Below are 21,072 nucleotides of genomic sequence, written 5' to 3' on the forward strand. Positions count from 1 at the left end.
ATTAAGTGAAACATCAGCGAAATGAAGCCGTCCATTATTGGATACGGGCGATCATCCTGCTCAGTTTTTTATGTTTTATTGTCTATCTCGTCAAGACGGGGACGTTAATGTATTATATTGCACCCAGAATGAAAATCTTTATCCAGTTAGCTGCAGTCGGGCTTTTTCTTCTCAGTGTTAGTCAATCATACCTGGCCATGCAAACTGCCCGAAAACGCAGTGTCATGTGTGAGTGCCAATGCAATCCGCCGAAATCCCTTAAATGGAATGTTGGGATTTATTCATTGTTCATCTTTCCGTTGCTGCTGGGAGTTCTCCTTCCCAATACCATCATGGCTAGTAATGTCGCTTCGATAAAAGGGATGAATTTAACCCCCGCTCGACTGGATGCGGAGTTGCAAAAAGACGTTCCGTCAGATGAACCCGAAGGAATGGATTCGTTCGATGCTGAACAAGAAATTCCGATGGAACCTGAACCGTTTCCCGAATATGAGCATTTAGAGGACTTTGCGGAGTTTGGCAAGAAAATCAACGAGCTTCCTTATATCACCGTAAATGACACTGGTTTTATGGAATACCTGACAACTTTCAGTCTATACGCTGACGCTCTTACTGGAAAGAAGGTTGAGCTTACAGGGTTTGTCTATCGGGAACCCGATATGGCCGCTAATCAGTTTATCCTCTCCAGGTTGGCCGTCCAATGTTGTTCTGCTGACGCCACTCCCTACGGTATCATCGTTGAAGATGATGCTGCTGCCACTTTGCAGAAAGACACATGGGTTCAAATAACGGGAACAATCGGAAAAACAAACTACAATAATCTTGACGTCGTGAAAGTGGATGGAAAATATATTCAACGGATCGATGCTCCGGAGACTCCTTATGTCTACCCTTACGTTGACAATTTTAACAACCTACTGGATTAGTAATACCGGTAAGTTGATCATCTATCATTTGAAATACACTAAAAACGAGCCCTTAGAGAATTTCTCGAAGGCTCGTTATACGTTTATTATTTGAAGGAAGGTTGGTGCCCGGCCACAACCTTTCAATAAAGCACAGATATAATATATTCTATCTACTCTGTATTGACATCCCACATTTCCGCTGTTTTTTTTGACGTTTAAGCCTATAACCTCCATTAACGCCAGAAGTCGATTCAACCATTCCGGCCTTAACCAGGTTAGATAGTATTTTAGATAAGTATGATGGTGATACTCGCTGCTTTTCAGCGAGTTGCTGAACCCCTACTGGTTTGTCTAGAGGTGATATACTTAGAAACAACATCGTATGAAGAGCATAATTCGTCGCCTTGGAAAATTTCATTTAATCACCACTGGTTTCGTATTTGACGAAATCGCATCAGATTCAGACCCTGTCCTCTGGATGCATCACCAACATTGAATTAAGCAATTTTAAAGCAGCGGGGTGTGAAAACTGTTCGATTTTTTGGGCGTCTGCCTCGTCAACAATTGTACCTTCCTGCATAACCAGCAAACGGTCACAGAAAAAACACGCGGCCTTAATATCATGAGTTATAAACAGATAAGAGATACCGAAACTATTTTTCAATTCATTCAACAAAGACAAAATCGCGGATTGCGTAATAACATCCAGGCTACTGATGGCTTCATCCAGTACGATTAATTTTGGGTTTACTGAGATCGCACGTGCGATCGCCAGACGCTGTTGCTGTCCACCACTAAATTGATGGGGATAATGATCAATAGACACAGGATCAAGACCTACTTTATCCAGCAACATGCGAGCATGCGCCTTTGCTTCTTTTCTATCCATTTTGACAAAGTTAAGTAAGGGTTCGACTACAATGTCTCCCGCCTTTAACCTCGGATTCATGGATGACAAGCTGTTCTGAAAAACGGCTTGCATGTATCTACGATATGGAAACCGCTGCTTTTGACTCATTTTGTTCCATTTTTTACTCATGAAGAATATTTCGCCGGAGTCCGGCTGGTCCAGTGCCAGAATTAATCTGCTTAAAGTGCTTTTACCGCATCCGGACTCACCCACCAGACCGACACATTCCTCCTCTTTAATCGTGAGCGAAGCTCGGTTAACCGCACAGAATCGTTTTCCATTGCTCCAAGGGCTTCTAGATTCCAGCTGATACGTTTTAGAAACTTCACTTACTTCTAAAACATTCATTCGTATCTTATATGCCTCCTATCTAAAGGTTAACAATCCAGCGAAGGCCTAAAGTCTATTCTGGCATGCAATAAACGTCGGGTGTATTCATGCTTAGGCGAATCAAACAGCTGTTTGCAAGGTGCCAATTCAACAACTTCTCCTTTCTGCATAACTGCCACCGAATCAGCCATTTCAGCAATTACGTCAAGATCATGCGTAACGATTACAATGGCCGCCCCCGTCTCTTGCCTTAAGACTGTCAACTCATTCAAAATAAGCTTGCGATTGCTTGCATCCAAACCGGTTGTCGGCTCATCGGCAATGATCAATTCCGGTTTCATAGCCATCGTTATTCCGATCATCACTCGCTGCAGCATGCCCCCGCTCAACTGGAACGGATACAGCTTCAGAATCTGCATAGGACGAGGCAGGCCGACCTTAATCAGATACTCTTCCGCTAATTGGGAGGCCTCTCGTTTATTCAATTTCATATGAGCCCTAAACGTTTCGATCATGTGTGCACCTATGGTTCGTAGCGGATTAAACGCAACCCTTGGATTCTGCATGATCATGGAGAATGTTGTTCCTCGAAGCCTTCGGTGTTCTCTAGCTGAGAGCGCAACAATATCCGCTTCCTTGAACCAGATATGACCTTTCGTAATCCGAAATTCTTCGGGCAAAAGTCCCATAAGCGCCATGCATAATGTGGTTTTACCGCTGCCGCTCTCCCCCACAATACCAAGTACGCTGTCCGCGGAAATTGATAGATTGACGTGATCGACAACCCGTTTGTGATTTCCCTTCTTCATTTCGACGGATAATTGCTCGATTTTAATGGATGAAGCTGTTTCTCTTGATAAACCGTTTTGTATCATAATTTCTCCTTGGGATCGTACAACGTCCGAAGTCTGTCCCCGATTAGATTAAAGGCAATAACAGAAAGCAAAATCGCTAATCCGGGATACATCATAAGCAAAGGATGGCGCCACACATAGTCTTTCCCTTCATTGATCATCATGCCCCATTCCGCTTGTGGTGCTTGTATTCCCAGCCCCAGAAACGTTAGTCCCGTCATGTCGAGGATGACGCCTCCCGTCTCCAGCAGCGCCAGCACTGATACAGGAATAACGATATTCGGAAGGATATGTTTCAATAGTATTTGCAGATAATTGGAACCAGACACGATGGCTGCTTGGACGAAATCGCTCTCTCTCAACGACAGAACAATCCCCCGAACGAATCGTGCATAGTAAATCCACTGTGCAAAAATCATGGCTATCAGCAAATTTGAGAACCCGGAACCCAACACGCCTACAAGTGCAAATGCTAACACTAGTGTCGGGAAGGCAAGCAAAATATCGCAACACCTTATGAAGGCACGATCCAGCCACCCTCCTTTTAAAGAGAAAAAAGCACCCATCACCGTTCCTGAAACAACACTGCATGTTACAACAATGAGTGCTCCACCCAAAGAATAACGTATCGCAATAAGAAGCCTGGAAAGAATGCATCGGCCCAAGTGGTCTGTCCCCAAAGGGTATGTCCAAGAGGGCGGGCTAAACTGGATTGATAAATCAACCAGATAAGGATCATGGGGAACAATCCAAGGAGCCAATGCTCCGGCAACCCCCATGAAAATCAAGAATAAAAATCCTGCACCAGCAAGTCCCAGGCGGATCCTTAGAGAAATGCGAGTTCCCGATGTAATCGAAATCATCTGTCAATCCCACGCTCCTCGCTTTGTTCCAATCTTGGATCAATCCATCGTTGTAGTAAATCGACCAATAAATTTATAAAGACATAGACAACAGCCATAAGCAAAACATAACACTGGATCACCGGATAGTCACGATTAGAAATGGATTCAATCAAGTATCGGCCCATGCCTGGCCAGCTAAACATTTGCTCTACGATAACCGTTCCCCCTAGCATATTCCCCAGGCTAATTCCCATTACTGCAAGCAAAGGTGAAAACGCATTACGTAACACATGATGAATAAGAATGAAGCCTTCCTTCAGCCCACGTACTTTTGCGTATAGCACGTAAATCTCTCGCATTTGATCGAGTAGCTGACTGCGTAACAAACGGGTGAACACTGCAGTTTGGGCAAGCGCGAGCGTAATGGATGGAAGAAGTAAATGCATTAAACCACCTTTTCCCTGGAAAGGCAGCCAGTCCAGCTTGAGCGAAAAAAAGTATATGAGGATGAAGCCTAACCAAAACCGCGGGATGGCAGTCCCGACATAGATAAATATGGCGGTAGCTCGATCGATCCAACGATTGGGAAACAATGATGATAGAAGGCCGAGTGGTAAACTGATCATCACCGTAAGTAGCATGGCCGACAACGCCAATTGTATCGTAGCTGGAAATTTCTCTGCGATTTCTGAAGAGATCGGGAGTTTACTTACATAAGATACTCCAAAATCCAGTTTCACTATATTAGAGATCCACATCCAGTACTGGATATATAAAGGTTGATCCAATCCAAGCTGGGAACGCACCTCGGCAATCGCTTCTTCAGTTGCATTAAGGTTAGATTGTCGAAGGATGACCTCAGCAGGCTCTACCGGTACAAGTCGGACAAGCAGAAAAGTTAGCACAGATACCCCTATGAGAATTAAAGGGAGTGCAGATAGTCGTCTCCAAACAAATCTCCGCATTAACTTCTCCGTCTATGGCCGCAGATCAATGGATTCAAAAGGAAACTTGTACTTTGAAGCGGTTGGTTCAACTCCGATCCATTTCTTTTGGTAAAGTGCAATATTGGCCTCATACGAAATAGGATAAAATACTGCTTCCTCATGAATCTGGAATAAAATATCAGCATACATACTTCTTCGTTCTTCTTCATCTTTGCTTATAAGAACCTTATTAATCTCTTGGTCCATTTCCTGTTTCTGAGGCAGGTTTGAGAAGGCTTCAAAAATTCCGTCAGCCGTTGGATTCGCGATTACAGTAACAAAATTATGTGGATCGTTAGGCGCTCCGTAGCTGGACCAGAAATTCATATTGGCTTCTCCGCTTTTAAGCATTTGCAAGCCAAGCATGACTTCAACGCCTTGAATCTCCACCTTAATTCCTACCTTAGCCAAATCACCTTGGATTACTTCAGCCATCTGCTTCTGAACCGCTTCCGTGCTAATATAAACAAACTTCAATACCAATGGCTTCCCGTCTTTCATTCTCACTCCCGATGATGGATCAATTATCCATCCAGCTTCATCCAATAAATTGCCCGCTTTAGCCGGATCGTACTCAATCGGCTTCAGATCCAGGTTAGCATACGGAATATTTCTCCCGAGAGCTGTTTCAGCGTTAAGCTCCGTTCCCTTCGTCACGCTTTCAATCATCGAAGCCTTGTCAATTGCGTATTGAATGGCCTGGCGAACTGGCAGTTCCGAAGTTGCCCCTTTCAGCGTGTTTAAAATAATCGCACGGGTCGTCAGGCCATCCGAAAGAGAGACGCCGTACTTGCCGGATTCTTTCAAGTGAAGGAAGCTGTCTCTGCTGATGACGCCTCGTCCGTATATCAAATCGATATCCCCTTTTTCGAAAGCCAGCACAATGGATTCCTGATCCGGAATAATTTTGACCGTTATTTGCTCCAGCTTAGGTTTTTGTCCCCAATAATGTTCATTGCGCTTGAAAACCGCATATTCATCTTTTTTGTACTCTTTTAACGCCCATGGCCCTGTTCCTACCGGCTTAACAATGGTTTCGGATGTTTTCCCGTCAGCGGGGAAACCAGCCTCTCCCAGGAAACGAAACGGCCGAACAAAGGACAGATCCTGAAGAACAGGATAATAATAATCCTTCAAGAGCAGACGTACGGAAAGATCATCTACTTTTTTAACGTGATCGATATGCTTCATGATACCGATCCAACTGTGCCGACTTTTATTTGCCATTATGGCATCAAAATTACGAATGATATTATCGGCTGTCAGACTTGTGCCATCGGAAAACTTGACCCCTGGGCGAAGATGGAAGGTGTAAGTCAGTCCATCTTCGGAAATGTCCCAGCTCTCTGCTAGACTGGGTTTGATTTTTCCATCTTCACCATAAGTAACTAGCGAATCATAGATCATGGACTGAGCAAACATCTCGCTTGGTGCATATAAATGCGGATTGAGCGGACCAATATCATTAGGCCATGCCAAAGTAAGCGCTTTGTCGGACGATGTGGCTCCCTGACTTACAGATTGGGTTCCAGTGCTGGAACAGCCCGCCAAGAATATGACAGCGAGGAACAACACCAGTTTTTTCTTGACTCCTAACCCATGGTTTTTCATTTGATCAAAAACGTCCTTTCTTTCTTCTAGATTGGTGCTACAAAGCGAAATAAATAGGCCTCTTCGTATTCATATTGAATTCGGTCCCGGACGTTTCTGAAAAAACGTTCCTTGTTGGAAAGCTGAACATACATGTCGGGAGTCAGCCGTGTAATACCTACTTCAAAACCTTCTGAAAAGAAGGCTGAAGCAATATCATCCAGTGCATGAAGATTCATAGGTAGCATACTGTTACTGTCAATTTTCTTGCGCATATAAGGGAGGCTTGGATTCTTGCTGTAATCACTATAGCTAGCATAGTAGACTCCCCCGGGCTTTAAAGCAGCTTTGATTTTATATGCATGCTCCTGAAGGTCGGATATTAAGTAAATTACAGCTGTGCTGACGGCAAGATCAAAGCGATGACCCCACTGCTCAGGGGATGCCGTAGCTTCATATTGAAGGGGTAAATCCCCTTTGCGTTCATTAGCAACCTGAATTGATTCCTTTCCTAGATCTGTACCCACTCCTTCCCTGAAAGGATACTGTGAATAAAGATACCTGAGAAATCCTCCTTGATTACACCCGAAATCCAACACCGAAAAATCGTTGATCTTTTCCTTCTCAAGAATTTTATCGATTATCTTTTTCCAGAAGGTTCGATGACTTTCTTCCATCAGTTGTTCGCTCTCGGTTGGCGCATTCCACCATTTGTTATACAACTGTTCCTTATTCAACACTCTCTCCTCCTTAATAGGCACTTAAATGTAATTATTACGATTATAGGCGACAACATATGCTTACATGGTGAGGTATTACGGAGTATGATCACCATCAAACTAATTTCGCTAGTATTATTTCGTCAACTATAATCACACCTCGTTGCTCTCATACGTTTTCAGTGTCAGGGTAAACTTTAATTTGCTTGAGTTTGTCAAACACAATACGCGCTACTGCATCGTGTTGATGAATGGATTCCTCATTACGGCAATCGATACTAAAATTACGAACCCAGTCCTTTTCATAAAGATCCGCCGCTACAAGCCGAACAATATCTTCCACAAAACGCGGATTTTCATATGCATGCTCTGTAACATGTTTCTCATCTGGGCGCTTTAAAATCGGGTGTAGGCAACTACTTGCATTGCTCTCTGCTGCTTCCAAAAGCTCTTCTTTCCACTGTTCGGGAAGTGACTCACCATCGTAGCCCTCCACCTCAATGCGTAATAAACCACGTTGGTTATGGGCACTATACTCGCTAATTTCTTTTGAGCAAGGACATAATGTCGTAATTTGTATCTCCAATTGGGCTTTTAGAACAGCTACATTGCCAGTCTCCCATTTCACAGTAACGGATGCTTGGGAATGGCTTAAACCCATTAACCCACTTACTGGTGCCTGACGTTCATAGAACCATGGATATGATACTTTCAATTCAGCTTTCCTTTGGTCCATTTTCTTCGAAAGACGTTTCGTCAACTCAATGAGATCAGGAATTTTGTCACTGAGTCCCAATTCTCTACTGTTCTGAAGTTGTTCAATGAGCCGGCTCATATTAATTCCTTTATTCTCCCTTTCGAGAGATGTCGAGAGTCGAAAATTTCCAATACTCGAAAATCTTTGAGGAGTTATGGAAGACACAACTTCAATAGGATATTTCAAATTATCGATTCCAACCTGCTCCAATTCAAACAAAAAATCGTTTCTGCTATTCTGTATATCCTGCATTTCTTCCTTGACCACGGGTTTCTTTCCTTTGACCGGATCCACTGTACCAAATAATTGAAGTCGTTCATGTTTCGATGGAAGTAAAAGAGAATCTCCTTTTTTATTCATTGTCATAATATCCCTACCTGGTTATTTATTTGGCACTGCAGGTTACACACTGTTCCAACAGCCCTTTTAGCTCATTCTTAGGAAACTGCTCTCCTATAAATACAGCTACATCTTGAACCTTTCCTTGCGGATTAATCGGAATAAGTTCTAACTGCCTGTATGCGAATTGAAACAACATACGCTGTCCGGTACCTGCCTCCGTAAAAATGCCTTTTGCACGGTAAACGCTCTCTGGAAGTTCTCTTATGATTTGTTCAAAACCACTCCTGTCTATGTAATTTTGAAAGTAATGCGTATAAACCATAACGTGATCGTAAGAATGATGATGCACATGAGCGGCATTTTGAGAATGCTGATCATGGTGACTATGGTTACATACAGATTGCTGATGTGTATTCTCTTGATATGATTCCTCAAGAGAAATAGGAAAAGTATCTTCTAGAAAAATTGTATCCAACACGGAATAATCGATTTGACAATGAACGGTATCATATAGTAATGCATTAGGATTTATTGATTCAATAATCTTTCTCAGCTCGTTCAAGTCTGAAATATGAATAAGATCCGATTTGTTGAGCAGTAAAACGGATGCACATCGGATTTGATCTCTCATGAGATGATAGGTCTTTCCAGACCCTTTCCGATACCAATGTTGAAAATGTCCGGCATCTAGCACTGTAATCATCGCGTAGATATCAATTGGAATCAATAGTGCTGCCTCTGTTACCGCCTCAAAGATATCGATCGGGTTCGCCACACCAGTAGCTTCAATGATGATTAGATCTGGCGACGATTCCTGCACCAGTTTTTGGATTTCCATTCCCAAATCACCACTTATTGTGCAGCAGATACAACCACTTAACATTTCTCGCAACGGAACATCCTCATTTACAAGCTGACCATCCAGGTTGACATCGCCAACTTCATTCATGATGATGGCAGGACGCACTCCTTTTTTCTCATAAAAATTTAGCAATTTAGATAGTAATGTCGTTTTACCGCTCCCCAGAAAACCAGACAAAACAACAACAGGAACCTTTTTCACCCATATCACCTTCTTAAAGTCATTATATTTTTTAATTATCAGCCGCTGGAGCTTTATCTTTACCTTTAACGGAAAGACCAGACGCAATGAATTTGCTGTCAAACGAATATACCTTGAGCTCCTCCAAACAACTTCCTGAAAGATGTCTTCGCACAAGCTCTCTGCCAAGGTCAGGGGTTATAGATTTATACCATGTTCCTTCTGGGTAAGCAATTACGACACAAGCGTCCGCACATCGACCATTACACCGAGTACGTGTAGTATGAATGAAATTGTCAGCTCCTAGCGTAGTAATTTCATCCCGGATTGCTTCCGTCACTTCTTCGGCATTCAGCTTCATGCAACTACCGCCATTACATATAAGTAAATGACAGCGAGTCTCATTTAAATTCCAAGTCGTCATAGAACATCTCCTTCTCTAGCGATACATATTACTGAGGAGGTTGAACACCTACCCTGTCTTAATTGTAATTATTACGATTATACACACGTATAAAGTATGTTTCAATCTTTAATTGGATCTTGTTATGAATCTGAAGAAGTTTTCAAAGTGCTGTTTGACAAAAGAAAAACGGAGTTCTATACTTGTCTTAATTGTAATATTTACAATTAAGATTTCTGTCTCGAGGAGTGATTCTTATGTCAATTCAACAGACCGACCCACGTATTCCCGTCACGGTACTGACAGGTTTTCTCGGAGCCGGTAAAACGACCTTACTAAATCATGTATTAACAGCGGAGCATGGCGAAAAAATAGCGGTCATTGTCAATGAGTTCGGTGAAGTTGGTATCGACAACCAACTTGTTGTAGGAGCGGATGAAGAAATCTTTGAAATGAACAATGGCTGTATCTGCTGTACGGTACGAGGTGATCTCATTCGTATTCTTAATCAGCTTAGGGATGCGAAGCTGGGTAATGGTGATCGCAAAGCAGATTTTGAACGTGTGCTCATCGAGACGACAGGTTTGGCAGATCCTGGCCCGGTTGCGCAGACCTTCTTTGTCGACCCTGAAATAGCTGATTTTTATAAGCTGGATGCGATTGTTACGGTTGTGGACGCAAAGCATGTTGAGCAGCATTTGGACGACGGACATGAAGCTCAGGAACAAGTCGCCTTTGCTGACGTACTTTTGCTGAACAAAACGGATCTTGTTTCAGAAGACGAACTACAGAGGTTGGAACGTCGCCTTCGTACCATGAACTCGGCAGCCAAGCTATATCATACCCAGCAGTCCAAAATTGACATTAACCAAATTCTCGGGATAGGTGCTTTTGATTTAGAGAAGAAGCTGGAGATCGAACCTGGATTTCTGGAAGAAGAGCATGATCATGAACATGACGATGAAGTAACCTCTATTTTCTTTCGGGAAACTCGACCTCTCGACTTAAAGAAAGTCGAACGTTTTCTCAATGAATGGTTGGTAGACCATGGCGTAGACACATTCCGATATAAAGGCGTTTTCAACATTAAGGGAGTCAAGAAACGAGTCGTTTTTCAGGGCATTCATATGCTGTTCAGTTCATATCCTGACAGGGACTGGAGACCAGATGAAGTGCCAACCAGCGAATTCGTGGTGATCGGTCGAAATCTTGACGAGAACTGGTTCCATGAACAGTTTGCTGGTTGTGTAGCCACTTAAGACATAATCGATTTAACCAAAAAGACCTCTCAGCCGTAGGTCTGTGCCATTTCCAGCTGAGAGGTCTATTATATTCATCAGGTTTTTTGTTGAAAAATAATTAATCCTAATTGTAACTATCCAGGGAGAGTGATGGAATTGAAAATGGACGAACTTTATAAGCAGCTTATCATCGATCATTATAGACATCCCCGAAATTATGGTGAAATAAACGACATGTCTTCCATTCGATTATTTTATAAAAACCCCACATGTGGGGATACGATTGTATTATATCTACTAGTCGATCAAGGGCAGATCCATGATATTAAGTTTGAAGGTAACGGGTGCTCCATTAGTATGGCCTCCTGTTCCATGATGACATCAGCTGTTAAAGGACGGTCTTTAGAGGAGGCGGAAAATCTCACCCGTCTGTTCTCCTCCATGATCACGATCGGGATCTCCCCGGAAGATGAGGCCCTGGAAGAATCACTTTCGTTACTAGGGGTTCATTCGTTTAGGGCTCGGCATAACTGTGCGCTAATGGGATGGCAGGCATTGCGCAAAGTTATTAATCAGTATAAGAATGATGACTCCCCACCACAACAAGTTTAAAAGCATGGTTCCTCGGACGGGACCATGCTTAATGAATATCATTTCTTCTATTCCATAGTCTCTTCTTTCTCCAGTGCCTGGCATACTTCACATATCCCATAGACCTCAAATCGATGTCGCAAGACTCTGTAGTCCCCAGGTAATTCAAGACCATGATCCATTGGGCAGTAGTCAAAGGGAAGCGTTTTTTCACAATTGACGCAAATCAGATGATGATGGTGGTGAGTCAGGCAGTTCTCTTTGAATTTTAAACCTCCGTCCATAAAGTAGAAATGTTCCAAAACCCCCATCTCACTTAACATACGAAGATTACGATAAACTGTATCCAGACTCATGCTTGGGTAATGAACGGACATTTGATCGTAGACATCTTTGGGCGATAAATAGCCATCGTGATCGGCGAAAATTTGGGCTAATGTTCTTCGTTGTTCCGTCACTCTCCATCCATTTCGCGCCATGGTATTCAACATATCTTTAACTTTGGTTTTGTTCTCCTTCATAAACATACGTTCCCTTCCTCAGTATACAAAACATCCAGCAAAATACCGTCGCTCCGTTTTGAAAAAGACTTATCTTTTTATTTTAACAAGAAAGAAGGAAAATGTCATATGTAGTGATTGGAGTGCAGGTGAAATTAGCCCCTCAGTGAGTTTATAACCAAACCACATGCGCTAATTTTTTTTGAAAATCATCTCTTCGGGCCTCCAATAGAGAAGCGCTGCCTTAAAACGATGTTTGTACAACAAAATGCCGTTCTCTTCCGTAACAAACTGTCTGAGAATCTTTTCCGTTGCTTTTCGGTCATAGTTAGCTTCCAAAATAACGCCTAAATTGTCCTTCAGCAGCTGTTCTTCATTCTCATAGCGATAGATTCTTTCCAAATTTACAATTTTGCAATTTACATCGATACCAAGTTCATACAGAAGATTGGTTAAATAGATATAGTCCCGTCGCTGAAATTTGACTTTGTAACCAAGCTCTTGATGGATCTCCCACAAATGTGGTTTTTCAGGCCCGGTTGTCAGCCCGATAATCGCCCACCGTTTGGAAGAGTTATTCATATTTAGAAGCGCCCGATCGATCTCCTGCATCCGATAATAACAATTGATCCCAAAAACAACATCAAACTGTTTTTTTGGTACAGAGTCTTCCCATTTAGAATGAATGAACCGTATATTTTGGTGACCTTGCCGCTTGGTATCCTTCTTTAAATGATTGAGTACACTACGTGAACTGTCCACGCAAACAAGCGAGGATGCTTTATCAGCAGCAGCAAAGGTATAGTTCCCCCATCCCGGTCCAATCTCCAAGACGTCATCGGTAGGCTCGATAAATTGAAGAAGCTCTCGCCGAATATCAGCTGCATAGTCATCCAATGCATCTGTTTTTTTGGGAATAAATCCTTCCCAGAAGGATTCCTCCTTGGCATCGTCGCTCATTCGCTCCGGCAGATTGCCGTTCCAATCCTTCATCCCTTCCAGCCATAGCTGCTTAAAATTCATATCAAAGCGGACGCCGTGATACATATTTAGTTTCCCCCTCTATTCCTCACTCGGTTAAGTCCATACCGGCTCAACCGCAGTCATTTTCAATCCGTATTTTGCAGAGGCAACCTCCACTTTTACGCCGTAAACCGTCTCCATATTTGTACAGGTAAACACCTCCTCAGGTCGACCGGAAGCATACACTTCCCCGTCCTTGAGCATGTATATTTCATCCGAATACCGAGCAGCCAGCTCTAGATCGTGTAAAATCAGGATCACTAGGATGCCCGAATGTTTTGAGAGCTTGCGTACTAGCTCCAACACTTCGAGTTGATGGCGAATATCGAGTGCTGAAGTCGGCTCATCCAGTAATAGCAAATCCGGCTGTTGTGCCAACGCGCGGGCTATCCAAACTTTTTGCCGCTCTCCCCCGCTTAGCTCGTCCAGATAACGCGTTGTATAGTGATCCAGATGAAGGTCGGACAGGAGGGTGCCCACAATATGAAGATCTTCTGATGACACTCCCCATCGAATGTACGGCTTTCGCCCGAGCATGACCGTTTCCATGACAGTCAGCGGAAAACCGGATGCCGTATGCTGAGGAACGTAAGCTTGAATTTTAGCCAAATCTCTGGGTTTGAGGGAATATACGTCTTTTCCCCTAAGCCAAACCGTTCCCTTCTTAGGCGGAAGAATGGAAGCGATGCTTTTGAGCAATGTCGTCTTCCCTGCGCCGTTAGGACCGACAATACTGACCACCCGGCCCTTTTCCAGATTCATGTGAATATTTCGTAATATGGAGTTTGAACGGTATCCAAATGACAAACCCGTTATTTGTAAAAACAAGACTTCCCCCTCCTAGGTCCAATACTCCCGGCGCTTCTTGACCAGTAAATAGATGAAAAATGGTGCGCCGAAGAAGGATGTTACAATTCCAACGGGGATTTCAATCGGCGTAAGGAGCAGCCGCGCCACCGTATCCGACGTAAGCAAGAGCAAGGCGCCGATCAAGCAAGAGCACGGTAATAAATATCTATAGTCGGTACCGATTATCATTCGGCTGATATGCGGGGCAACAAGCCCGATAAAACCGATAATGCCTGTAAAAGCAATGGTTGTTGATGCCAGAAGCGTCACCGTCACCAAGCAAACCCAGCGTATATGCTTCACTTTCACTCCGAGCGTGAGTGCTACCTCCTCCCCGGAGATGAGAGCATTCAAATCCCATGCATATTTCATCAAGACTAATAGCGCAAAGGCGGACAGCGGCAAGAGAATTTCCAGCACATGCCAACCGGAGCCCCAGAACCCCCCCATTAACCAAATAATCAGATCTTTAAGCGCATCGTTGTTGGAAAAATACTTAAGAGCCGATACGCCGGCCGAGAATAATTGACCAATCGCTACACCCGCGAGTAGCAAGACCGTAGTTGAGCTGTTTTTCATACGAGCAATACCGTATACAACTCCTACTGCCAAACACCCGAAGAGAAAAGCGTTAAAAGCAATCAGCCATGGTCCGCTGTGAACGAGGTTCATACCGAATACGCTAGTGCCCGCCACGATCGCAAGTGCGGCTCCGAAGGCTGCTCCACTTGAAACCCCCAGGGTAAACGGATCGGCTAGAGGATTACGCAGCAATGCCTGCATGATCGTACCCGCTGCGGCCAGCGATATACCGGTCACCACAGACATCAGGACTCGGGGGAGCCGAACCTCACGTACGATATACACATTCATTTCGTCAGCACCGGCGCCAGTCATCATTGCCCAGAGCTCTTGAAGGGGCACCGTCGCCGAGCCTTTGGTGATCGCTGCTCCTGCTGTAATGATCAATAAGATCAGAAGCAATATGAGCAGCAAGAGCTTACGTAATGATCTACCACGGTAAATCGATTCCATTTGACGATCTGAGGACATCGACTCCAATGGGATATCGTTGTGATGGATTGATTTTTCCATCATTCCGTCTCCTTAAACGAGTAGTACCAAATCCCTTGATAAGGAACATCCAGCCATTCTTCAAAATATTCCTTGGCATATGCTTCAGGATTAACATCTTCAAATAGGTCAGGATACAGCCACTTGGAAAGTTGCAAAACACCGATATATCGTTTGTCTGAACCAATAAAATTAGTATGAAAAAAATAAACTTCCCTGTCTTTGCCTGCATTCAACTTCTTCAAGGATGAAATTTTCATGATATTGGCGAACGCCTCATCAAGCGGTTTGGCATCCATCGTTTCGTACCCACCTAGCCAAGTACCATGTAGTGTAACGACATCAGGATTTCGTTTGAGCACATATTCTTCATCGACCATGATCGTTGTGGAAGCCTCCGCAGGATTCCATTGTAGATCGGCTGCATCTTTTCCACCCGCCAAAATTGTGGCGTAACCTTCACCTACGCCGGTCTTACCATCCAGTGACTGGCTTGGAAAAACTCGATAGCCGCCATTGGAGTTGAGAAAACCGGCTGACAGTGCCAGAACACTTTTTTTCTCACTTGTATCTATAGATTGAATTCGTTTTGCCGGAATACTTTCAATTTCATGCCTCCATTCCAGAAATTTAGCGGCCCTTTCTTCTTTACCGAACAGCTTACCCAGCAGTTTCCATTCTATATCCGTCTGCTCTGGCAAGTAATTGTTCATGCGTACGACCTTAATGCCAGCCGGCTCCAACTTTTCCTCCAGTTTTTGATCAGGCCGATTCGTGTAGGTGAATACCACTTCAGGCTTTAAGCTAAGTATCGCCTCCAAATTTACCTGTTCCGTTTCTCCAATGTCTGGCAATTTGTCAAAGCCAAGATAAGGATTGTGTTTGATCGTATTGTCACCAGTGGCCACTACGCGGTCTTCCGCTCCCAACAGTTTAATGGCTTCTGCTGTATTTCGATTAATAACGACGGTTTTCTGAACCGGGATATTTAGTGTAATTTCTTTGCCACTTGTATCGGTAAAGGTCCAACTTTTTAGTTCCGTATCTTTTTGTGAACTCAGCTGTTGACTTTCTTGATTTGTTACAATTGCATCATCATTATTGGTTGTCGAACATCCCGCTATAAGCAAAGTTAGAATCATTGCAAATGCGAGTCTAATGATAACGTTCGACAAGAATTTTATTTGAATAAACAAAGTGTGTCTCCTCCGGAATTTTAAATGTAATATTTACGATTAATGAACATCTAGCATGAAAAATAAATACTCTTAAGCATTCCTTTAACCTACGCTTTCCTTTCGATGACCAACCATAATCATTCGCGGTGAATGCCTCTTATCATAATGTTGTCCATCATAATTTCCGTAAATTATATCCAATGTAAGACCGACTTTTTTTAGCATATCTTCCAATTTCTCTGGACCATATAGCTTGACGCGTTCCGAATATCGACGAGTAAGATGGTTAGATCCTTGAACTACAATTTCCTTCATAACGAAACCGCTTAAAATGCGGCGGGTTTCCGAGATGAGGTTTCCCTCCTCTACCCGCTCCGAAAAAGGAACCAGGTGATCTGTTGTGTATTCTGCGTTTATATAATCGATAATGAACCGCCCTCCCGGTTTCAATGCCTTATGGATTTGCCGTAACACCGTTAACTGCTCGCTGTCCTCTTCAAAATAACCAAATGAGGTAAATAAATTGACAACGGCATCAAATCGCTCCTTAAACATCTTACTTTCTGGTAAAGCCCGCATATCGCATTCAACCCAATTTACAAGTTCATTAGGGTCGGAGGCCCTAGCTTCCTGGAGCAGCTCCGAGGAAAGATCCACACCTGTTACGCGATAGCCTGCACGTGCAAGTGACATTGCATGTCTCCCCATACCACAACATAGGTCGAGGATTTTACCTTGAGATGGAAGCTTCAGCCACTCCATCATTCTAAATACTTCTTTTTCAGCCTGGCGTCTATCCCTATGACGGTATATTAGCAAATAATCCTTGCCGAAACTCTCTTCGTACCATTTATGTAACGTCTTTTCCATTTATTCACTCTCCCTTGAGATATCAAAGTCACTTGTCATCCATACAAGGCCCCTTTATTCAGGCTAAACAAGATATCAGTTTCCTTAATTGTAATAATTACGATTAATTATCGAAAAAAGAATCGAGAAGACCTTGATTAATCGTAATATTTACAATTAAAGTCTACTTGCAATTTTATAATATGTCAACACTTCCCCCCTCATGAACACGTAGGGATTAAAAAAGCCTCCAAGCAGACATTCACATTGTCTGCCCGGAGGCGTTAGTATACAAACAGTTTGCTATAAGTCATTCTTCTTAATCGTGAGGACCCTCAAGTTCTCCTTCAAGCTCCAAAAAACGATCCCGTAACATGTTCAATTCTTCCTCTGTCGCCTTCCAATAGTTCCGTTGATGACTTTCTAGCAGCGTTTCCAACATACCAGAGTAGGCCCAGCTGTTATTTTCAGACATTTGCTTGCTGCGTTGTTCGTTGGCCACATATTCATGATGAACCGCTGAGAAAATCCAGGAGTCTACTTGGTTGGTCGTCGCTGCAAGCCCCAACAAGTTTTCTACTCGGTCTGCTGCTTTCTGGGCTCCATGATAATCATGCTTTAGCAAACCGTCTATCCATTTGGGATTGAGCAGACGGGTTCGTACTCCACGATGGACAGAGTTTCTTACTTCTTCAGTTAAGATTTGCTCCCGCGTGGTATCGCTAATATATATTTCCGCCTTGACGCCTTTGGTGATTTCTACCGATTTCGCCAAGCCTCCAAAAAACTCATAATAATGATCCAGATCGGTAATTTCATGTTCATGGTTGCTCCGAATCTGTGAAACAATATCAACGGCAGCCAAGTTCGCCGCATACAAATCATACATATCCTTGCCCCTGTAATCGGAGCTGTACACATGCTTCAGGCTGTTCATGAAAGCTGCGCCCAATTGGTCTTCTTCTTCCCACTGCTTGGTCTCGATCAGCTTTGTGACCGAGGTTCCATATTCTCCTGCGGCAGGCCCGTATATGCGGGCACATGCCAAGTCCCAAGCCTCGTCATGCTCTGCCCCGGCGCTGCGTAACTGCTGATACAACCTCTCCGAATGCTTTTTGAACCGGTTTTGATCAACCGGCTCCTCCAGCTCAGAAATTTCTTTAAAGAGACGGTGAAGCGTTGATAGCTGGTCCGGGAACATGTCGCGGAAAAATCCACAGATATGGACCAGGACATTCAGTCGCGGCCTCTTCAGCTCTGATAGCGGAATAATTTCATATTCCACCTGCTTATGGTGATCCTGGTCCTTAACTCTAACGCCTAGATAAGCCAGAATCTGCCCCAACGTCTCCCCTTGTGTCCGGGACGTTTCCAAGCCCCACATAACCAGCGCGGATGTTTCCGGATATGACTTATGCGCTGCATCATACAAATTCAAGGTGTTCTCCGCAATCCTCCAACCACTCGCAACGGCTGCACGGCTTGGTATGGACCTTGGGTCAAACTGTACCAGATTGTTTCCGGACGGCAGAACCTCGGGATTCCGAAAGCAGTCGCCTGCAAGACTAACCGGCATATATTTACCGTCCATGGCCCTAAGAAGATTCGTAAGCTCCAGATCTGCCTTCGTAGACTGATAAGCCTTTAAGCCGAGCTCCCAAATGTTCTGCCATTGTGATTGTTGATCGGCTGATCCTTGCGGTGGTTCAGGAACTTCCCGGGTTTGAACAAAGGTTAACACAGCTTTCTCCACATACTCATCCAGCGTTCGCAGCCTGCGGATATCCTGGGCTTCCAGCAGCTCATCATAATCCCAGCCCATCGAATGCGCATATAATCTCTGCAGCGATCCGTAGGTTCCCCGTTCATGGCCAAAAATCATGCTCATATGCTGCGCCGCCTGCTCATGTGTATACCCCTCGCCTAATATATGCAGGCCATCAGGAATCATGGATCTTTGGATTCGGTACAGCTCGGATTCCAGCGATTCAAGACTAGAGGATTCAAGAAAAAGCGCAGCTGCCTGCTCCTGCAACATCTCCCACAGATCAGGAAGTCGTGCAGGATTCAGCTGTTCCGCTTCCCGATACTGATGCAGCAGTGTTTCCAGGCCGGCGTATTCTCCGTATAACCCGGATACTGTGAATGGAGGGGATTGGTATCCTATCAAGGTAGCATGGGATCTTCGCTTCGCAATCATGGCTTCGGAGGGGTTGCCGACATAATACGCGTAAAAATGCGGAATATCCCGAATCAATGCATCAGGTAAACAATCCCCCGACATGCCGCTTTCTTTGCCTTCCAAAAATTCAAGCGTACCATGGGTTCCCACATGCAAGATCGCATCAGCCTTGAACTCATCACGAAGGTATTGGTAAAAAGCCAAATACTGATGGTGCGGAAGGAGACTTTTATCATGGTAAGCAGCCTCCGGATGCTCATGTACGCCCCTGCTAGGCTGGATACCGATGAACAAGTTGCCGATCCGAAGGCCGGGAATTTTGAAATCGCCGTCCTCGGTCGTCATGATGTCGCCTGGCACTTCGCCCCACTGTTGAACAAGCTCTCTCTTCCGCTTATTCAAGACCTGATTGCTCTGCTCATACGATGTATTTTTATAAGTCGGAAGATGATCGGGCCAGTTGTCGTTGGACCACACTGCGGAATTTATGGTTCCATCCTGTATGAAACGCTCTTTCAATTCGAAACCAGAGTATGTCTCGGTATCATAACCATGCGCCTTCATCGCCGTGAGGATGCGGGATATCGATTCGAAGGTATCCAGAAAGGAGGCCTGGAACAGATGTCCTTCCCCTGGAGGGTAGTTATAGCCGATAATGGCGATTCGCTTCTCGGATTGCTTCTTGGATCGGAGATTCAGGTACCGCTTTACACGACCGACCACCCGCTGCGCTCGATCTTCGATCATACGGAGCTCTTTGGCATCAAACCGCATGTCCTCGTCATATCCAAGGCTGGATAACGCGGCAACCGGATGCGTCTCAATGCTCCCGTCGAGCTCAGGCAGCATCATTTGAACCAGAAATTCGGAAGGCGTCAAGCCTTGTCTGGAGCTTTCCCACTCCTGCCGTTCCCGGCGCGTCAGGAAAAACGGATGGAACATCGGAGCGTCCACTTCTTTTAGTAACGCCAGGATTTCATCGCTCTTTCCCCCCGTAGGTCCGGCACCCAGGCGGAACGGAACAAAGTTTACGATCAAGTCTACCTTGCCTCCATGAACGCCCCCATGCATCAGCAAGGTTCGCAGCCGATTCGGTTCAACATCCGACAAAGAAGTGAATACGACAGGAAGAACATTGGCAAACTCTCGAATGCTCTGCATCATGCTGCTGACGATATCTCCGGTGTGGAGCGGGTAGCTGTGACCCATAAAAAGTATGGCAACTGTTGGATCATCCTCACGGGCCGGCATGGACGCCCGATAGGCCTCCAAGGATTCAAATGACTGCGGGTTAGAGGGATCATAGATGCTCAGCGACTTCAGGGCAAAGGGCGGCTCGACCGGCGGCCAATCCGTTTCCTTTCCGAAGCAGGTGGCAATGTAGCCAAGCATATGGTGTAAATTGGGAACCCCTGCATTTCTCCAATATGCGACCAAGGTCCGGTGATGCCTGAGATTATCTTGCTGCTCGGTCGATATTGAAGATGTAGAAGGATGTCCACTTGAGGTTGTTGACGGATGTCCACGATGGCCTGCGCCGGCAAGATCGTGATACCTCAATGAACCCAGCCTATATAAATCCTTAAGCCGCTCCCCTTCCCCTCCTACAATCACTTGCTCCGCTTTAAGACCGATACAAAGGTCATGAATACGGGAAACGGTCCGGGCAGGGCTGCCGTGCGGATCGTGGATGATAAAATCCGCTTGATTTACGGCTGTCTCGAGCCAGCTCCACTGTGCCTCCGACAAGGTTCCTTCTATATTAAATACAGATAATGAAAGGCGACTGCGCAAAGATGCATCCCACTTCTTCTTATATATGAACGATAAATCCTTCATGGCCGCATGGGATGTCGTTAAGACCGTGATCTTCATTCTGTTTTCCTCCTCCTATCCAAG

At 44.6% G+C, this 21,072-nt stretch carries 19 protein-coding genes and 1 pseudogene; 3 read left to right on the forward strand and 17 right to left on the reverse strand.

The features are described 5' to 3' along the window. Nucleotides 1-5 precede the first annotated feature (5 nt). Nucleotides 6-926 carry a TIGR03943 family protein gene (locus MKY82_RS15800; RefSeq protein WP_194542642.1) on the forward strand — a complete coding sequence of 307 codons (921 nt, stop codon included), beginning with the start codon at nucleotides 6-8 and terminating at the stop codon, nucleotides 924-926. A 193-nt stretch (nucleotides 927-1,119) separates the two neighbouring features. Here the strand turns inward: MKY82_RS15800 and MKY82_RS15805 are convergent. From MKY82_RS15805 to MKY82_RS15850, 10 genes and pseudogenes are all read right to left on the reverse strand, one after another. Further along, a pseudogene (locus MKY82_RS15805) lies at nucleotides 1,120-1,326 on the reverse strand (Rrf2 family transcriptional regulator); the annotation flags it as partial. Nucleotides 1,327-1,368: 42 nt separating this feature from the next. Further along, nucleotides 1,369-2,166 (reverse strand): dipeptide/oligopeptide/nickel ABC transporter ATP-binding protein, encoded by a 798-nt coding sequence (locus MKY82_RS15810; RefSeq protein WP_339296553.1) that lies wholly within the window; start codon nucleotides 2,164-2,166, stop codon nucleotides 1,369-1,371. 29 nt (nucleotides 2,167-2,195) lie between these two features. Next, nucleotides 2,196-3,023 carry an ABC transporter ATP-binding protein gene (locus MKY82_RS15815; protein ID WP_339296554.1) on the reverse strand — a complete coding sequence of 276 codons (828 nt, stop codon included), beginning with the start codon at nucleotides 3,021-3,023 and terminating at the stop codon, nucleotides 2,196-2,198. Then, on the reverse strand, nucleotides 3,020-3,865 hold the full coding sequence (locus MKY82_RS15820) for an ABC transporter permease subunit (protein WP_339296555.1): 846 nt from the start codon (nucleotides 3,863-3,865) through the stop codon (nucleotides 3,020-3,022). Before MKY82_RS15820 ends, MKY82_RS15815 begins: the two co-directional genes overlap by 4 nt. Further along, nucleotides 3,862-4,752: a nickel ABC transporter permease gene (gene nikB / locus MKY82_RS15825; protein WP_339296556.1), complete on the reverse strand. Its 891-nt coding sequence runs from the start codon at nucleotides 4,750-4,752 to the stop codon at nucleotides 3,862-3,864. The genes MKY82_RS15820 and nikB overlap by 4 nt, the downstream gene beginning before the upstream one ends. 72 nt (nucleotides 4,753-4,824) lie before the next feature. Next, nucleotides 4,825-6,444 carry a nickel ABC transporter substrate-binding protein gene (gene nikA / locus MKY82_RS15830; protein WP_339224052.1) on the reverse strand — a complete coding sequence of 540 codons (1,620 nt, stop codon included), beginning with the start codon at nucleotides 6,442-6,444 and terminating at the stop codon, nucleotides 4,825-4,827. Between the two features lie 26 nt (nucleotides 6,445-6,470). Continuing rightward, complete coding sequence (locus tag MKY82_RS15835) at nucleotides 6,471-7,163, reverse strand: class I SAM-dependent methyltransferase (RefSeq protein WP_339296557.1); 693 nt, start codon at nucleotides 7,161-7,163, stop codon at nucleotides 6,471-6,473. 148 nt (nucleotides 7,164-7,311) lie between these two features. Beyond that, on the reverse strand, nucleotides 7,312-8,265 hold the full coding sequence (gene folE2 / locus MKY82_RS15840) for a GTP cyclohydrolase FolE2 (protein ID WP_339296558.1): 954 nt from the start codon (nucleotides 8,263-8,265) through the stop codon (nucleotides 7,312-7,314). Nucleotides 8,266-8,284: 19 nt separating this feature from the next. Next, complete coding sequence (locus MKY82_RS15845; protein WP_339296559.1) at nucleotides 8,285-9,304, reverse strand: GTP-binding protein; 1,020 nt, start codon at nucleotides 9,302-9,304, stop codon at nucleotides 8,285-8,287. Between the two features lie 31 nt (nucleotides 9,305-9,335). Continuing rightward, nucleotides 9,336-9,707, reverse strand: a complete 372-nt coding sequence (locus MKY82_RS15850; RefSeq protein WP_339296560.1) for a (2Fe-2S) ferredoxin domain-containing protein — start codon at nucleotides 9,705-9,707, stop codon at nucleotides 9,336-9,338. A gap of 236 nt (nucleotides 9,708-9,943) precedes the next feature. Here MKY82_RS15850 and MKY82_RS15855 point away from each other — a divergent pair, with 236 nt between their 5' ends. Both MKY82_RS15855 and sufU read left to right on the forward strand, forming a co-directional pair. Then, the gene (locus tag MKY82_RS15855) at nucleotides 9,944-10,945 is read left to right on the forward strand and encodes a GTP-binding protein (protein WP_194542653.1); all 1,002 of its coding nucleotides are present in this window, start codon (nucleotides 9,944-9,946) and stop codon (nucleotides 10,943-10,945) included. 144 nt (nucleotides 10,946-11,089) lie between these two features. Next, nucleotides 11,090-11,539: a Fe-S cluster assembly sulfur transfer protein SufU gene (gene sufU, locus MKY82_RS15860; protein ID WP_233355104.1), complete on the forward strand. Its 450-nt coding sequence runs from the start codon at nucleotides 11,090-11,092 to the stop codon at nucleotides 11,537-11,539. A 47-nt stretch (nucleotides 11,540-11,586) separates the two neighbouring features. Here sufU and MKY82_RS15865 read toward each other — a convergent pair whose 3' ends face one another. The 7 genes from MKY82_RS15865 to MKY82_RS15895 all read right to left on the reverse strand — a co-directional run bounded on the left by MKY82_RS15865 (nucleotide 11,587) and on the right by MKY82_RS15895 (nucleotide 21,048). Further along, nucleotides 11,587-12,045, reverse strand: coding sequence for a Fur family transcriptional regulator (locus tag MKY82_RS15865; RefSeq protein ID WP_194542655.1), 459 nt, complete (start codon nucleotides 12,043-12,045; stop codon nucleotides 11,587-11,589). Nucleotides 12,046-12,210: 165 nt separating this feature from the next. Next, nucleotides 12,211-13,065, reverse strand: coding sequence for a class I SAM-dependent methyltransferase (locus MKY82_RS15870; protein ID WP_194542656.1), 855 nt, complete (start codon nucleotides 13,063-13,065; stop codon nucleotides 12,211-12,213). A 30-nt stretch (nucleotides 13,066-13,095) separates the two neighbouring features. Beyond that, the gene (locus tag MKY82_RS15875) at nucleotides 13,096-13,869 is read right to left on the reverse strand and encodes an ABC transporter ATP-binding protein (protein ID WP_220685282.1); all 774 of its coding nucleotides are present in this window, start codon (nucleotides 13,867-13,869) and stop codon (nucleotides 13,096-13,098) included. Between the two features lie 12 nt (nucleotides 13,870-13,881). Further along, nucleotides 13,882-14,988, reverse strand: a complete 1,107-nt coding sequence (locus MKY82_RS15880) for an iron ABC transporter permease (RefSeq protein WP_233354876.1) — start codon at nucleotides 14,986-14,988, stop codon at nucleotides 13,882-13,884. Next, on the reverse strand, nucleotides 14,985-16,160 hold the full coding sequence (locus MKY82_RS15885; protein ID WP_233354877.1) for an ABC transporter substrate-binding protein: 1,176 nt from the start codon (nucleotides 16,158-16,160) through the stop codon (nucleotides 14,985-14,987). Before MKY82_RS15885 ends, MKY82_RS15880 begins: the two co-directional genes overlap by 4 nt. Nucleotides 16,161-16,244: 84 nt before the next feature. Continuing rightward, nucleotides 16,245-17,012, reverse strand: coding sequence for a methyltransferase domain-containing protein (locus tag MKY82_RS15890; protein ID WP_339224061.1), 768 nt, complete (start codon nucleotides 17,010-17,012; stop codon nucleotides 16,245-16,247). A gap of 298 nt (nucleotides 17,013-17,310) precedes the next feature. Further along, nucleotides 17,311-21,048: a cobaltochelatase subunit CobN gene (locus MKY82_RS15895; RefSeq protein WP_339224063.1), complete on the reverse strand. Its 3,738-nt coding sequence runs from the start codon at nucleotides 21,046-21,048 to the stop codon at nucleotides 17,311-17,313. Between the last annotated feature and the right edge of the window lie 24 nt (nucleotides 21,049-21,072).

This window comes from Paenibacillus sp. FSL W7-1279 (assembly GCF_037969845.1).
Lineage (GTDB): Bacteria > Bacillota > Bacilli > Paenibacillales > Paenibacillaceae > Paenibacillus_AQ.

Bases quoted from the DNA above. Each gene is read 5' to 3' on its own strand.
- MKY82_RS15810 (WP_339296553.1), bottom strand. From the start codon at position 2,166: ATGAATGTTTTAGAAGTAAGTGAAGTTTCTAAAACGTATCAGCTGGAA.
- MKY82_RS15815 (WP_339296554.1), bottom strand. From the start codon at position 3,023: ATGATACAAAACGGTTTATCAAGAGAAACAGCTTCATCCATTAAAATC.
- MKY82_RS15820 (WP_339296555.1), bottom strand. From the start codon at position 3,865: ATGATTTCGATTACATCGGGAACTCGCATTTCTCTAAGGATCCGCCTG.
- nikA (WP_339224052.1), bottom strand. From the start codon at position 6,444: ATGAAAAACCATGGGTTAGGAGTCAAGAAAAAACTGGTGTTGTTCCTC.
- folE2 (WP_339296558.1), bottom strand. From the start codon at position 8,265: ATGACAATGAATAAAAAAGGAGATTCTCTTTTACTTCCATCGAAACAT.
- MKY82_RS15850 (WP_339296560.1), bottom strand. From the start codon at position 9,707: ATGACGACTTGGAATTTAAATGAGACTCGCTGTCATTTACTTATATGT.
- MKY82_RS15855 (WP_194542653.1), top strand. From the start codon at position 9,944: ATGTCAATTCAACAGACCGACCCACGTATTCCCGTCACGGTACTGACA.
- sufU (WP_233355104.1), top strand. From the start codon at position 11,090: ATGGACGAACTTTATAAGCAGCTTATCATCGATCATTATAGACATCCC.
- MKY82_RS15865 (WP_194542655.1), bottom strand. From the start codon at position 12,045: ATGTTTATGAAGGAGAACAAAACCAAAGTTAAAGATATGTTGAATACC.
- MKY82_RS15870 (WP_194542656.1), bottom strand. From the start codon at position 13,065: ATGTATCACGGCGTCCGCTTTGATATGAATTTTAAGCAGCTATGGCTG.
- MKY82_RS15880 (WP_233354876.1), bottom strand. From the start codon at position 14,988: ATGATGGAAAAATCAATCCATCACAACGATATCCCATTGGAGTCGATG.
- MKY82_RS15890 (WP_339224061.1), bottom strand. From the start codon at position 17,012: ATGGAAAAGACGTTACATAAATGGTACGAAGAGAGTTTCGGCAAGGAT.
- MKY82_RS15895 (WP_339224063.1), bottom strand. From the start codon at position 21,048: ATGAAGATCACGGTCTTAACGACATCCCATGCGGCCATGAAGGATTTA.